We start from the raw sequence: 13,433 nt of genomic DNA, 5'->3' as shown, positions 1-13,433 counted from the left end.
GCTCGGCAGAGGCCTTACCGGTAAAGCCCCTTGCCGAGCATGGCTCGGCACTACAGGGCCTATTCGGGGCTGGCCTGGAACGAGGCCAGCCGGGCCTCCATCGCGGCAAGCTGGGCGTCGCCGCCATGCAGGCGCATGAAGTTCTCGGCGCTGACCGCGCGGCCCAGCAGGTAGCCCTGCAGGTGGTCACAGCCCAGGCGTTCCACGTAGGAGCGTTGCCCCTGGGTCTCGATGCCCTTGGCAACCACCTGCAGATTCAAGGCATGGCCCAGTGCGACGATGGCCGAGACAATCACCACGTCCTCGTCGCTGTCCTCCAGCGCCAGTACGAAGGCACGGCCGATCTTGATCTCGGTGGCGGGCAGGCGCTTGAGGTGCAGCAGGCTGGAGACGCCGGTGCCAAAATCGTCGATCGAAATGCCCACCCCCAGCCCCGCGACGCTGCGCAGCACTGCAATGGTGCTTTCAGCGTCGCGCATCACTGCGGTTTCGCTGATTTCCAGTATCAGTCGTGAGGGGTCCAGTTCATTGCGCTCCAGCGCGGCACGTATGTCCTGCAGCAGTTTGGGCGAGCCCAACTGGCGGCCGGACAGGTTCACCGAGACGCGCCAGTCGCTGTTGCCGGCATCCTGCCAGCTGCGTACCTGCCGGCAGGCTTCATCCAGCACCCAGTTGCTGATGGCATCCATCAGCTCGCTTTGCTCGGTGAGGCGGATGATGCGCTCGGCCGGGATATAGCCGTGCTCGGGGTGACGCCAGCGGATCAGTGCCTCGGCGCCGCTGATGCGGCCGCTGTTGGCGTGCACCCGCGGCTGGTAGTGCAGCGACAACTGCGCGCTGCCCAGGGCTTTGCGCAGGTCCTCGAGCAGGCGCCGGTCCTGTTCGACGTTGTCGTTCATCCAGTCGGCAAACAGCGCATGGCTGTTGCGGCCGGATTGCTTGGAGTAGGCCATGGCGGTTTCGGCCATGGCGATCAGTTGTGCGGCGTTGCTGCCATGTTGCGGGAACTGGGCAACGCCCAGGCTGGCAGTGATGCGCAGGTCGCGACCGCCGGCCCGCACCGAGTTGACCGCCAGGATGATGCGCTCGGCCTGGGCATCGACTTCCTCGGGCTGCACCAAGGTGCTGGCGATGACGAACTGGTCCCCGCCGAGGCGGCCTACCAGGTCCTCGGTCGGCAGCAACTGGCGCAGGCGCTCGCTTATTTCGACCAGGGCCGCATCGCCGGTTTGCGAACCGAAGGTGCCATTGATATGGCGAAAGCCGTCCAGGTCGATCGACATCACCGTGATGGCCTGCCCGTCCTGCAGCATCTGCTCTATGCGTTCATGCGAGAGCTGGCGATTGGGGAGGCGGGTCAGTGAATCGTGCTGGCTGGCGTGGAACAGCTCCTTGCGGGCATCGTCCAGCGAGGCCGACAGCATCGAGTTGCGCAGGTGCAGCAGCCGCGCCTGCATGCGTTGTTCGAACAGGGAGATGGTCAAAACCACCGCCATCACGCCAACGGTCAGCAGCACCACGCAGGCAGCCAGCCATTCAGTGGGAACACCACCGCCAATGGCGGCCGTGCAGACTGCATTGGCCGGGAACCGAGCTGCGGCCATGCCGGTGTAATGCATGCCGACGATGGCCAGGCCCATCACCAGCGCGGCAATCAGCCGAGGTGGCAGGGCGTGTTCGACGGTGCGCAGACGGAAGGCGATATACAGCGCACTCCAGGAGGCGCCCACCGCAATGATGATGGACAGCGCAAACCAGATCGGGTCGTAGTCGATTTCCGGCGACATCTTCAGCGCCGACATGCCGACGTAATGCATCCAGGCTATGCCCAGACCCATCAACAAGGCGCCCAGTGCCAGCCGCAGATGCGGCAGGGTGGGCCGGGACACCAGCCACAGGGCAAAGATCGAGGCGGCCACTGCGACCAGCAGCGATTCCAGGGTCAGCCACAGGTCGTAGCCCAAGGGGATCGGCAAACGGAAGGCAAGCATGCCGACAAAGTGCATTGACCAGATGCCCGCACCCATTGCCACGCCGCCGGCCAGCAGCCAACGGGCGGCAATGCGCCGTGGTTGCGAGGCCGATACCCGTGAAGCCATGTCCAATGCCGTGAACGAGGCAAGAATGGCAACCAGGATGGACAACACGACAAACAACGGGTTGTAGCTGCCAACGAGCATCAAACCCTCTCCCTAAGATTGTCGTGCCGCGGTTGCGGCAGCGAGATGCCGTACTCGGTTCCGCATTCCCCTGCGGCGCCCGCCTGTACCCGGACTATCCACCGGTATAGAGGAACCGGCAATAGGGGGGTCAGGCAATACCAAATCAAAAACCTTGAGCTGAGCGCAACGTCACATTGTCACCTGTCGCGCCGTATCAAAGGCGGTGTCGAACAAACGCTGCACGGGCGCGCCCATTTCCCCTGACAACAGGGTAAGCAGGGACAGCCCCAACAGCAGTGCCACCGGCAGACCCAGCTGCATCGGATTGAGCGCCGGCGCGGCGCGGGCCAGCACGCCGAAAGCCAGGTTGATCGCCAGCATCGCCACCACCAGCGGCAGTGCCAGCGACAGCGCGCCACGGAAGATCTGCAGAGCCAACGTGGGCGCCAATGCCGCCACCGCGTGCGGATCGGGCAGGGCAGTTCCGATCGGCAGCGCCTTGTAGCTGTCCACCAGCAGCGAGATCAGTGCCAGATGGCCGTTGCTGGTGAAAAACAACAGGCCGAACATCAGGTAGAACCATTGCCCGATCACACCGGAGCTGCCACCGCGCATCGGGTCGGCCATCTGCGCAAACGCCAGGCCGGTACTTTGCGCGATCATTTCACCGGCCATCGCGCCGGCTTCGAAGATCAACCGCAGCAGGAAACCGATGCTGACCCCGACCGCTACCTCGCGCAGGATGCTGAGCACGGTAGCCGAGTCGAAGCCGTTGAAGATTGGTACCGGCGGCAATACCGGCGCCAGCGCCACGGACAGGGCGATGGCCAGCATTGCGCGCACCCGCGCTGGCACCGCGCGTGTGCCCAGCATCGGCATGGCCATCAGCATCGCGCCGATGCGCAGCATGATCCACAGGGTATTGCCGATGATGGCAAATGCCTGTTGGCCGTCGATGACCGTCTGCGTGACCGAGTCCATGCCGCTAGCCGATCAGGTGGGGAATGCGCTGGAACAACAAGATGGTGAACTCGACCAGATGGCCGAGCAGAAGGCTGCCCAGCGCGAACAGCGCCGCGGTAAGGGCTGCGGCTTTTGCGACGAAGGCGATGGTCGGCTCATTCAGCTGGGTGGCGGCCTGGATGATGCCTATCACCACGCCGACGACCAGCACGATCAGTAGCAGCGGGCCGGCGATCCACAGCGTGGCGACAAGGCCGCCGCGCAGTTCGGTGAGGGCAAGTTCGGGACTCATGCCCGGATAGATGCAAGAGCGGTGCCAGACTGCGCGCCGGATTTCCGGCGGGTGCAATTGGCGGAGGGTGATCGATTTTGCCCCCTCCCTTTCGCGCAGCGAAGGGGAGGGTTGGGGAGGGGTAGCTTTTGACTGCGTAGAGCCGAGCCATGCTCGGCTGAAGCCTTACCGGCAAAGCCCCTGCCGAGCATGGCTCGGCACTACCGTTTTGCCCCCTCCCTTTCGCGCAGCGAAGGGGAGGGCTGGGGAGGGGTAGCTTTTGACTGCGTAGAGCCGAGCCATGCTTGGCTGGGGGCCTTACCGGTAAAGCCCCTGCCGAGCATGGCCCGGCACCAGCCCGGTCAACGCCGATGGCGCAGCCAGAAGTAGATCGGCAAACCGGCCACGATCAGCGCCACGCCCCACAGCAAGGCCTCGCTGCCGATGCCGGCGATGGCATACAGACTGAAGGCCAACGCACCTGCGGCGGCGATGCGTGAGGGAATGCCGGTGCCGCGCCACAACCAGGCAGCGGCGCCGGCCAGGTAGGGTAGCAGGGTGGCGGCGGTGGACAGCAGCACCGAGAACTTGAACAGATCCACCAGCGAACGGTTGTAGTTGCAGATCACCAGCACGGTGGCCAGCAGGCAGCTGACGATCACCCCGAATACCGGCGTGCCGCGCTTGTTTTCATATGCGAAAGCACGCGGCAGCACGCCATCGCGGGCGGCCGCCATCGGCAGCTGCGCCGACAGCAGGGTCCAGCCATTGAGTGCGCCAACGCAGGAGATGGCCATCACCACCGCCAGCAGCATGCCGGCGGTCGGGCCCCACAGCGCGGCGGCGGCATCGGCCATCGGCGCGCCGGACTTGGCCAGCACATCGGCCGGCAGCAGGCCGAGCACGGTGGTGCAGGCCAGCACGGTGGCGATGCCGGCGATCAGCGTACCGGTGACGGTGGCGCGGGCAATGGTGCGCGGCGCATCGTCAACCGAGTCGGCCGGCACGGTAGCCGCCTCCAGGCCGATCATGGCCCACAGGGTCAGTGCCACGGTGGCAGCGGCCACGCTGCCCAGTGACTGGCCGGAGGGATTGAAGGGCACGTAGTGGCTGGTATCCACCAGCCACAGCGCGACCAGGCCGAACATCAGCAGCGGCACCACTTTCAATACCGTGGTCAGCAGCTGCAGGCGGCCGGCCTCGCGCATGCCGATCAGATTGACGCCGGCGCAGGCCCACAGCGCGACCAGGCCGCAGGTGGCCGCGCGCACCGGGGTGGCGGTGAGTTCCGGGAAAATGGCGCCGATGCTGCCGGCGAAGGCCACCGCAATGGCGGCGATGGCACACCACATCGAGATCCAGTAGCTCCAGGCCACCAGGAACCCCGGCAGTTCGCCGAAGGCATTGCGCGCAAACACGTAGGGGCCGCCAGTCTGCGGCCAGCGTTTTGCCAGCTGGGCAAAGGTGATGGCCAGCAGCAGCGCGCCACACAGGGTGATGCCCCAGCCGATCAGGGTTGCCGCTCCATAGGGGGCGAGGGTGGCGGGCAACAGGAAGGTGCCCGAGCCGATCATGCTGCCCACAACCAGGGCGGTGGCGGACCAGAAGCCCAGCGGGCGACGCGAAGTAGTCATAAATACAGCAACGGCAAAGGCTCACTCCGGGCATAAGCGGGCCCGGGCGAGCGTGAATACGGGTGACGGCCGCCGGTGACGGCCGCATCAGGGAGGCGATTATGACGGTTTGCGGCCCCGGCTGCGATGTCGGTTGCCCGGCAATGACCTTTGGCCCTTCCGGCAAATGACAGTTGCGCTGACGCTGGCGGCCTTGTTCCCCTTGTTGGAAACCCCTGATGACCGTCCGACCGTTGGCGCTTGCCGTCTCGTTCTCCCTGGCCACCCTGTTGGCCGCCTGTTCTCCGACCTCGCAGCCTGCGGCCGCTGACAGCAGCGCCCAGGCGCCGCAGGCCGACAAGGCCGCGCAGCTGAACCAGCTGTATGCCGACTATTGGGAGGGCGTGCTCAAGCTGAACCCGCTGCAGGCCACCTTCCAGGGCGACAACCGCTACAACGACCAGCTGCCGGATTTCGGCTCGGCCGAGTTCCGCAAGCAGAGCCATGACTTCACCCAGGAATGGCTGGGCAAGGCCGAGAAGCTCGGCGATGCCGGCCTGGCCGGGCAGGACCTGCTCAGCTACCGCATCTTCGTTGAAGAGCAGAAGCAGTCGCTGGAAGGTGAGAAATTCCCGACCTGGATGATGCCGGTCAACCAGATGGGCTCCACCGTCAGCTATGCGGTGATGCTGGGTTCGGGCCAGGTGGCGCAGCCGTTCAAGACGGTCAAGGACTACGACAACTGGCTGGCACGTGCCGCGCGCATCCCGGTGCTGCTGGAAACCGAAAACGCCAACATGCGTGAAGGCATGAAGGCCGGTGTGGTGCAGCCGCGCGTGCTGATGGAAAAAGTGGTGCCGCAGTTCGACGAGATCCTCACCGCCAAGGCCGAGGACAGCCAGTTCTGGGGCCCGATCAAGCTGCTGCCGGCCGATTTCGCGCAGGCCGACAAGGACCGCCTGACCGAGGCGTTCCGCAGCGTGATCAACGACAAGCTGATGCCGGCGATCAAGCAGCAGCGTGATTTCATTGCCAACGATTATCTGCCGGCCACGCGCGACACGGTGGGCCTGGATTCACTGCCGGACGGCAAGGCGTGGTACGCCTTCAACGCCAAGCAGAGCACCACCACCGCGCAGACGCCGGAGCAGATCCACGAGATCGGCCTGAAGGAAGTGGAGCGTATCCACGGCGAAATCCAGAAGGTGATGGCCGAGGTGGGCTTCAAGGGCTCGCTGCAGGACTTCTTCAAGTTCATGCAGAACGACAAGCAGTTTGAGTTCAAGTCCGAGCCGGAACTGCTGGAGCATTACCGTGGTCTTGAGGCCAAGATCAACGCCAATGTGCCCAAACTGTTCTCGCTGACCCCGAAGGCGGGCTTCGAGATCCGCCCGATCGAGGCCTTCCGCGCCAAGTCGGCCGCCGGCGGCGAATACATGCAGCCCAGCGAAGACGGCAGCCGCCCGGGCATCTTCTACGTGAACACCTATGACTTGCCGACGCGCAAGACCTGGGACGCGGAAGACCTGTTCCTGCACGAAGCCATTCCGGGCCACCACTTCCAGCTGGCCCTGCAGCAGGAATTGAGCGGCGTTCCGGCGTTCCGTCGCTTCGGCGGCGAAACCGCCTTCATCGAAGGTTGGGGCCTGTATGCCGAAAGCCTGGGCAAGGACCTGGGCGTCTACACCGACCCGTACAGCTACTTCGGCCGCCTGCAGGGTGAGCTGTGGCGCGCGGTGCGCCTGGTGGTGGATACCGGCCTGCATTCCAAGAACTGGACCCGCCAGCAGGTGCTGGATTACATGTTCGCCAACTCCTCGGTGAGCGAGCCCGATGCCATTGCAGAAGCCGAGCGTTACATCGCCTGGCCGGGCCAGGCGCTGGCCTACAAGACCGGCGAGCTGAAGATCCAGGAACTGCGCAAGCGCGCGCAGGACAAGCTGGGCGCCAAGTTCGACATCCGTGAGTTCCATGCCGAAGTGCTGAAGGACGGCTCGGTGCCGCTGGACGTGCTGGACGAGAAGCTCAACGCCTGGATCGCCGAAAAGTCCAAGTAACCGGCAACGCCGGTTACCGGTAGTGCCGAGCCATGCTCGGCAAGGGCTTCACCAGCAAAGCCCCAACTGTAGTGCCGAGCCATGCTCGGCAAGGGGCATTACCGCAAAAGGCTAACCCCTCCCCAACCCTCCCCTTGGCCGTTGGCCAAAGGGAGGGAGCAGGAGCGTATTGCCGAGCCATGCTCGGCAAGGGCTTTCCCAGCATTGCCGGGGAAGCCCAAGCCGCCCCAGCATTGCTTGGCAAGCTCCAGCCGAGCATGGCTCGGCTCTACATTCAACGCTCGGTCGTACGTAGTGTTCCAGCCATAACCGCGCGATTTGCCATGTAGCCGTGGCACAGTGCGCGATCCCCTTCAAACCTGTTTGCGGCGTGATCGCGGCTGTTCTGCGCGCCGCTGCTGCTATAGCCGATGACTCTATTCGTATCGCTGATCCTGCCGCTGCTCGTCATTCTGTTCTGGTGGCCGGTCAACCCTCTGTCCAAGCGCCAACGTCGCTGGCGTACCGGCATCACCGTCGGCTTGGCCCTGCTCGGGCTGTGCTTCGCCACGCTGTGGCGGATGGATGTCTTCAGCTACACGGTCGAAGCCTGGATCCAACTGGTATTCGGTTGGGTGCTGGTGATGTTCATGCTGGTGCTGGTGTTCGTGCTGCTGCGCGAGGCCGGCTGGCTGTTGTCACGCCTGCTGCCGCGCAGCTCGCGCTTGGCCGCGCTTTGGCACGGCACCGGCTTCAACCATGGCGCGGCGACGGTGATCGTGCTGCTTGCCACACTTGGCATCTATAACGGTCTCAAGCCGCCGCAGGTGCACGAGCGCGACCTGGTCCTTCCCAACCTGCCCAAGGAGATGGACGGACTGCGCGTAGCGGTGTTGGCCGACCTGCATATCAGCCCGGTAAAGCGCACCTGGCGTACCCAGCGCATCGTCGATGCCACCCTGGCGGCCAAGCCCGACATGATCGTGCTGCCCGGTGACATGGCTGACGGTGGCCTGGAGGACAGCGGCCGTTTCGCCGCGCCGCTGGCGCAGCTCAAGGCCCCTTACGGTGTCTGGTTGGCGCCGGGCAACCACGAGTATTACTACGACTACAGCGCGTGGATGGCGCATTTCCGCCAGATGGGGCTGGGTGTGCTGGAGAACCAGACCGCGCTGTTGACCATCAACGGCCGCAGGCTGGCGGTTTCGGGCATTGGTGACCTGGCGGCGCTGAAGCCTAGCTCGTACATGCACGGTGGCCTGGCGCCGGACATGCAGGCAGTGGTGGATGGCGGCAGGGGCGGCGAAGTGCATGTGCTGCTGGCCCACCAGCCCAAGCAGGCACGCGCGGCCGCTGCGACTGGTGCGATCGATCTGCAGATTTCCGGCCATACCCATGGCGGGCACATGCTCGGGTTTGATCGTTGGGTGGTAGCACCTTTCAATCACGGCTATGTACGTGGCGAGTACCGGGTGCGCGAGATGGTGTTGTTCGTCAGCAGTGGCGTGGGCCAATGGGACGGTTTCACCGCGCGCCTGGGTGTGCGTTCCAGCATCGATGTGCTGGTGCTGCGCAGCCCGGCCAAGCAAACGGAATAGCGAAGGTCGGTGTTGCCGTAGAACGCCCGGTTGCGAAGCAGGGGATGCGCCAGCTCGGCATCTGTTTGTGGGAGCGGTGTAAACCGCGAAGCTGGCATTGTTCAGAGCCTTGGCAGCTATGTCATCTGAAAATGTGTGTGCTTCGCGACTTATGCCGCTCCCACAAGAGAAATCGATTTTGCTGCTCTGAGGTTGGATCCTGCTGGGTGCTGCACATGTTCAAGTTGCCAGTATTGCGGTAACCCAGGCCGATCAGGTGTCGAGATCGGTCTGGCTGCCATCCATGTTCCTGCGCTTGTCCGGCATCAGCTTCGGCAGCGTGCTGACCACGGCCAGTGCGGCAATCGTGGTGATGAAGGCCACCATTTCCATGCCCATGCCGGCAGCCATGCCGATGGCGGCGGTCATCCAGATGCCGGCGGCGGTGGTCAGGCCCTGGATGCGCTCCTCGGCATCGAGCTTGAGGATGGCGCCAGCACCCAGAAAACCGATGCCGGAGACGATGCCTTGCATCACGCGGGTAACGTCGGCGCCGGAGATACCCATCTGCAAGGGCGCAAGCACGAACAGCGCCGAACCTACCGAGACCAGGATGTGGGTTTTCAGTCCGGCCGCGCGCCCCTTGCGCTCACGCTCAAGCCCCAGCAGGCCGCCCAGCACGATGGCCGTGGTCAGCCGTGAGACGATGACGGTCAATGTGCGGACGTCGGGAAGGCTGAACTCGGCGGCCAGCGCCTGGCCGATCTCTGCGGTGATGCTCATGCGATGAGGTCTCCGTTGCTGGGTTGATCGCGCGCCAGGTGTCCTTGTGGGCGGCTCGATGATCCTGCGTTGCGGAAGCTTTACCGCCGGTGATGGCGGAGTGGGTTTGGCGTGAAACCAGCAGCTGCTTTGCTGGCAACCCGCCGCCGGCAGCTGAAACGAAAACGGCCCCATCAGGGGCCGTCTTGCGGTATGCGGCTGGGGCGATCAGAGGGTGATCTGATCGAAGCGCTCGACCCGGGGATGACCGTGCGTGGCTTCGCCGGTGCGCGGCTGCGGGTAGTCGTCGAGGCGGTCCACCAGAACGGTCTGCAGCCCGGCATCGCGGGCGGCATCCAGTTCTTCAACAATGTCGGACAGGAAAAGGATCTCGCCCGGCGCGGTGTTGATGGCCTTGGCGATGTGCGCATAGCTTGCCGCTTCGCGCTTGCCGCCGACTTCAGTGTCGAAGTTGCCCGAGAACAGGCTATTGAGGTCGCCCGCGTTGCTGAAACCAAAGAACAGCTTCTGCGCCGGCACCGAGCCGGAGGAGTACACGTACAGCGGCAGGCCACGCGCGTGCCAGCCGCGCAGCACATCGGCTACTTCCGGGTACATGTGTGCGGCGTAGTCGCCATTGCGGTAGCCGGTATCCCAGATCATGCCCTGCAGCGCCTTGAGCGCGGTGTGCTTGCGGTCCTGGTCTATCCAGCCTTGCAGGGTTTCAACGATGACCTCGTCCTGGCAGGCGCTGGCGGCGATTTCGGTGGCCACTGCATCCAGCCATTGGCGCACCTGCGGTTCCTGGCCGTGGGCCTGGACGAAGCCGGGTAAGGCCTTGCGGGCGTAGGGGAACAGCACTTCCTTGACGAAGGAGATGCTGGAGGTGGTGCCCTCGATGTCGGTGAGGATGGCGTTGATGGTCATGCTGGTCTTCCTGCACGGTGCTTTTCGGCACGAATGCTTGGTTGGCGAGGGTATGGGGCAAGAGTCAGGAGCTGCCCTCACCCCAACCCCTCTCCCGCAAGCGGGAGAGGGGCTTAAGCAGAGCGGAGGCTCCGGGCAAAAGCGGGCTCAGCTCGGCTTATGCCGCGCTGGGCTGGTAGCGCGGGAAGCGCTGGGCGATGTCGGTGCCGGTGAAGTGGCCGACCCAGCCGTCCGGCTCGGTGAAGAAGCGGATGGCGGCGAAGCTCGGTTCCTCACCCATGTCGAACCAATGCTTGACGCTGTCCGGTACGGCGATCAGGTCGTCCTTCACGCACTCCACTTCGTAGACCTTGTCATCCACGTGCAGGGTGAACAGGCCCGAGCCGGCGACGAAGAAACGTACTTCGTCTTCCTTGTGGTAATGCTCGTCGAGGAACTTCTTGCGGATCTCAGCGCGGGCCGGGTTGTCCGGGGCAATCGAGGCCACGTCCACGCTCTTGAAGCCGTGCGCGGCGACCAGGCGGTCGATGTCTTCGCGGTAGGCGGCGAACACTTCGTCCTGGCTGGCGCCGGGCGTGACCGGGTGCTTGGCTTGCCAGCGTTCGAAGGTGACGCCGATCTTGTTCAGTTCAGCAGCGATGACCTCGCCGTCGCGGCTGTCGAACAGCGGCGCGTCAGGGGCGGTTTCATTGAAAATGCGCAGTCGGCTCATGGGGGACTCGACGTGGAAAGGGGGTCAGGCGTTGCCGCGCAGGCGGCGTAGCTCCAGCTCACAATGCAGCAGGAACTCGAAGGCTTCCAGGTGGCGACGGGCTTCGGCCATGTCGCGGCCCCAGGCGTACAGGCCGTGGCCATCAATCAGATAACCCCACATCGGCCCCTTGTCGAGTTCGGCCTCGACCTGGGCGGCCAACACATCCATGTCCTGTGTGTTGGGGAATACCTTCAGGTCCACGGCGGTTTCGTGGGTGGCGTTGCCGTGCAGGGCCTTGAGCAGCTCGTAGCCTTCCAGGCGGATATGGCCGTCGCTGCCGTACAGGCGCGAGGCAATGGTCTGCACTGGCGAGTGGGTATGCAGCACGCAGCCGACTTCCGGGAAACGGGCGTACAGCTGGGTGTGCAGCAGGGTTTCGGCTGACGGGCGCAGCGGCCGGCCCACGGCCTTGCCGTCGAAATCCACCACCATGATGTCGCTTTCGATCAGCCGCCCCTTGTCCTTGCCGGACACGGTGATGGCCGCGTGCCGATCATCCAGGCGGTGCGAGAAATTGCTGCTGGTGGCAGGTGTCCAGCCGGCGTGGGCCAGCTCGCGGATGTTGTCGATCAGCAGCTGGGCCAGTTCGCTCAGCCGCTGGGCGTCGTAGGGGACAGTAGGCGCGTTCATGGCGCCCATTCTACTAAGAACAGTTGCAGGTTCATGCACGCATCCGGATGGAACTGATGCCAGTGCGGAATATGGGTGTCGTCGGTACCCCGGCGCGGCGCCGTTGTAGCCCGGGTAAGCGCAGCGCACCCGGGAGCCTTAAGTCAGGATGCATGCGAAAGGCCCCGGGTGCGCGTTCGCTTACCCGGGCTACAGGGCGAGGCGGTTCGGCCAACGATCTGCAAAAAGAAAGCCCGGGACAAGGCCCGGGCTTCAGCTTGGCTTCTGTCCGGCGGCTCAGCCGTTCTTGGCCTTGTTTTCCGCGTTCAGCTTGCTGTGGCGCACGCCGTACAGGAAATAGATGATGAAGCCAGTGGCCGTCCACACGCCCATCAGCATCCAGTTGTGCAGGGTCATTGCGGTCAGCAGCGCGATGCAGCTGAGCACGCCCAGGCTGCAGATCAACCAGGCCATCGGAATACGGAACGGGCGCGGCAGGTCGGGCTGGGTGCGGCGCAGCACCAGTACGCCGGCGCAGACCGCGGCAAAAGCGATCAGCGTGCCCATCGAAGTCAGCTCGCCGAGGATATCCAGCGGGAACAAGGCCGCCAGCAGCGCGATGCCGATACCGGTGATGACGGTATTGATGTGCGGGGTGCGGTACTTGGGGTGGATCTTGGTGAATACCGGCGGCAGCAGGCCATCGCGGCCCATGATCATGAAGATGCGCGGCTGGCCGATCACCATTACCAGCACCACCGAGGCCAGGCCGATCAGCGCGCCGATCTCGACAATGATGCGTAGCCAATCCAGTTGCGGATGCGCGGCAACTGCAGTGACCACCGGCTCGGCCGTGCCCAGCAGCTGGTACGGCACCAGGCCGGTCATGACCGCAGCCATGGCGATGTAGAGCACGGTGCAGATCACCAGCGACAACAACATGCCGATCGGCAGGTCGCGCTGAGGGCGGTGCGATTCCTGTGCGGCAACCGACACCGCTTCAAAGCCGATATAGGCGAAGAACACCATCGCCGCGCCACGCAATACGCCTTCGAAGCCGTACTTGCCCGGGCCTTCGTTGGCCGGGATGAACGGAGTCCAGTTGCTGGTGTCCACGTATTTCCAGCCGGCAATGATCACCAGGATGATCAGGCCGGTCTTGAGTACGACCATGGCCATGTTCATCGCCGAGGACTTGCTGATGCCCACGTAGCACAGCCAGGTCAGCAGCAGCACCAGGATCGCGGCCGGCAGGTTGGCGATCGCGCCGGTCGGCTTGAGCTGCGCATCCAGCGGCGCGTTGACCAGCGCGGCGGGCAGATGGATGTCGAAGTGGTTGAGGAAACTCAGGAAGTAACCGGTCCAGCTGACTGCCACGGCCGAGGCCGAAACGCCGTATTCCAGCACTAGCATCCAGCCGATGAACCAGGCCGAGAGCTCACCGAAGGTGGCGTAGGTATAGGTGTAGGCGCTGCCGGACACCGGCACCATCGAGGCGAATTCGGCATAGGCCAGGGCACAGAAGGCGCAGCAGATGGCTGCCAGCACGAAGGACAGCATGATTGCCGGGCCGGCGTGGTTGGCCGCCGCCTGGCCGGTGATGACGAAGATGCCGCCGCCGATGACCGCACCAATGCCCAGTGCGGTCAGCCCCCACGGGCCGAGGGTGCGCCGCAGGCTCAAACCATTGGCCTCCTGGTGCGCGGCGTGCGGGTGTTTGGTGGCCCAGAGTTGCTTGAACATGTTTCGGGTCTTCGCT

General features: G+C 64.4%; 11 protein-coding genes. 2 read left to right on the top strand and 9 right to left on the bottom strand.

What is annotated here, in order from left to right:
- Nucleotides 1–59: 59 nt before the first annotated feature.
- The 4 genes from ACVOKO_RS01955 to ACVOKO_RS01940 form a co-directional block, all read right to left on the bottom strand.
- A complete protein-coding gene (locus ACVOKO_RS01955) occupies nucleotides 60–2,180 on the bottom strand; it encodes a putative bifunctional diguanylate cyclase/phosphodiesterase (RefSeq protein WP_346496750.1) in 2,121 nt (706 codons plus the stop codon).
- Nucleotides 2,181–2,351: 171 nt separating this feature from the next.
- The gene (fliR, locus tag ACVOKO_RS01950) at nucleotides 2,352–3,143 is read right to left on the bottom strand and encodes a flagellar biosynthetic protein FliR (RefSeq protein WP_057628667.1); all 792 of its coding nucleotides are present in this window, start codon (nucleotides 3,141–3,143) and stop codon (nucleotides 2,352–2,354) included.
- Nucleotides 3,144–3,147: 4 nt separating this feature from the next.
- Nucleotides 3,148–3,417, bottom strand: a complete 270-nt coding sequence (locus ACVOKO_RS01945) for a flagellar biosynthetic protein FliQ (protein WP_346496748.1) — start codon at nucleotides 3,415–3,417, stop codon at nucleotides 3,148–3,150.
- 341 nt (nucleotides 3,418–3,758) lie between these two features.
- Nucleotides 3,759–5,030 carry an amino acid permease gene (locus ACVOKO_RS01940; protein ID WP_346496746.1) on the bottom strand — a complete coding sequence of 424 codons (1,272 nt, stop codon included), beginning with the start codon at nucleotides 5,028–5,030 and terminating at the stop codon, nucleotides 3,759–3,761.
- A 218-nt stretch (nucleotides 5,031–5,248) separates the two neighbouring features.
- Here ACVOKO_RS01940 and ACVOKO_RS01935 point away from each other — a divergent pair, with 218 nt between their 5' ends.
- Both ACVOKO_RS01935 and ACVOKO_RS01930 read left to right on the top strand, forming a co-directional pair.
- Nucleotides 5,249–7,066 carry a DUF885 domain-containing protein gene (locus ACVOKO_RS01935; RefSeq protein ID WP_346496744.1) on the top strand — a complete coding sequence of 606 codons (1,818 nt, stop codon included), beginning with the start codon at nucleotides 5,249–5,251 and terminating at the stop codon, nucleotides 7,064–7,066.
- A 410-nt stretch (nucleotides 7,067–7,476) separates the two neighbouring features.
- Complete coding sequence (locus ACVOKO_RS01930) at nucleotides 7,477–8,643, top strand: metallophosphoesterase (RefSeq protein WP_346496742.1); 1,167 nt, start codon at nucleotides 7,477–7,479, stop codon at nucleotides 8,641–8,643.
- Nucleotides 8,644–8,895: 252 nt separating this feature from the next.
- Here ACVOKO_RS01930 and ACVOKO_RS01925 read toward each other — a convergent pair whose 3' ends face one another.
- The 5 genes from ACVOKO_RS01925 to ACVOKO_RS01905 all read right to left on the bottom strand — a co-directional run bounded on the left by ACVOKO_RS01925 (nucleotide 8,896) and on the right by ACVOKO_RS01905 (nucleotide 13,417).
- Entirely contained in the window at nucleotides 8,896–9,405 is a 510-nt protein-coding gene (locus ACVOKO_RS01925; RefSeq protein WP_346496740.1) for an MgtC/SapB family protein, read from the bottom strand.
- 207 nt (nucleotides 9,406–9,612) lie between these two features.
- Nucleotides 9,613–10,311, bottom strand: a complete 699-nt coding sequence (gene mtnC / locus ACVOKO_RS01920) for an acireductone synthase (protein WP_346496738.1) — start codon at nucleotides 10,309–10,311, stop codon at nucleotides 9,613–9,615.
- Between the two features lie 157 nt (nucleotides 10,312–10,468).
- A complete protein-coding gene (locus ACVOKO_RS01915) occupies nucleotides 10,469–11,023 on the bottom strand; it encodes a 1,2-dihydroxy-3-keto-5-methylthiopentene dioxygenase (RefSeq protein ID WP_346496736.1) in 555 nt (184 codons plus the stop codon).
- A 24-nt stretch (nucleotides 11,024–11,047) separates the two neighbouring features.
- Complete coding sequence (locus ACVOKO_RS01910; RefSeq protein WP_346496734.1) at nucleotides 11,048–11,695, bottom strand: methylthioribulose 1-phosphate dehydratase; 648 nt, start codon at nucleotides 11,693–11,695, stop codon at nucleotides 11,048–11,050.
- 276 nt (nucleotides 11,696–11,971) lie between these two features.
- Entirely contained in the window at nucleotides 11,972–13,417 is a 1,446-nt protein-coding gene (locus ACVOKO_RS01905) for an amino acid permease (RefSeq protein WP_057628653.1), read from the bottom strand.
- Between the last annotated feature and the right edge of the window lie 16 nt (nucleotides 13,418–13,433).

The organism is Stenotrophomonas sp. STEN240 (assembly GCF_056756175.1).
The sequence above is the reverse complement of the archived record's forward strand: the minus strand, read 5'-3'. Positions and strand labels throughout refer to the sequence as shown.

Excerpts from the sequence above, each read along its gene's own strand:
- ACVOKO_RS01955 (WP_346496750.1), bottom strand. The coding sequence starts at position 2,180 with ATGCTCGTTGGCAGCTACAACCCGTTGTTTGTCGTGTTGTCCATCCTG.
- fliR (WP_057628667.1), bottom strand. The coding sequence starts at position 3,143 with ATGGACTCGGTCACGCAGACGGTCATCGACGGCCAACAGGCATTTGCC.
- ACVOKO_RS01945 (WP_346496748.1), bottom strand. The coding sequence starts at position 3,417 with ATGAGTCCCGAACTTGCCCTCACCGAACTGCGCGGCGGCCTTGTCGCC.
- ACVOKO_RS01940 (WP_346496746.1), bottom strand. The coding sequence starts at position 5,030 with ATGACTACTTCGCGTCGCCCGCTGGGCTTCTGGTCCGCCACCGCCCTG.
- ACVOKO_RS01935 (WP_346496744.1), top strand. The coding sequence starts at position 5,249 with ATGACCGTCCGACCGTTGGCGCTTGCCGTCTCGTTCTCCCTGGCCACC.
- ACVOKO_RS01930 (WP_346496742.1), top strand. The coding sequence starts at position 7,477 with ATGACTCTATTCGTATCGCTGATCCTGCCGCTGCTCGTCATTCTGTTC.
- ACVOKO_RS01925 (WP_346496740.1), bottom strand. The coding sequence starts at position 9,405 with ATGAGCATCACCGCAGAGATCGGCCAGGCGCTGGCCGCCGAGTTCAGC.
- mtnC (WP_346496738.1), bottom strand. The coding sequence starts at position 10,311 with ATGACCATCAACGCCATCCTCACCGACATCGAGGGCACCACCTCCAGC.
- ACVOKO_RS01915 (WP_346496736.1), bottom strand. The coding sequence starts at position 11,023 with ATGAGCCGACTGCGCATTTTCAATGAAACCGCCCCTGACGCGCCGCTG.
- ACVOKO_RS01910 (WP_346496734.1), bottom strand. The coding sequence starts at position 11,695 with ATGAACGCGCCTACTGTCCCCTACGACGCCCAGCGGCTGAGCGAACTG.
- ACVOKO_RS01905 (WP_057628653.1), bottom strand. The coding sequence starts at position 13,417 with ATGTTCAAGCAACTCTGGGCCACCAAACACCCGCACGCCGCGCACCAG.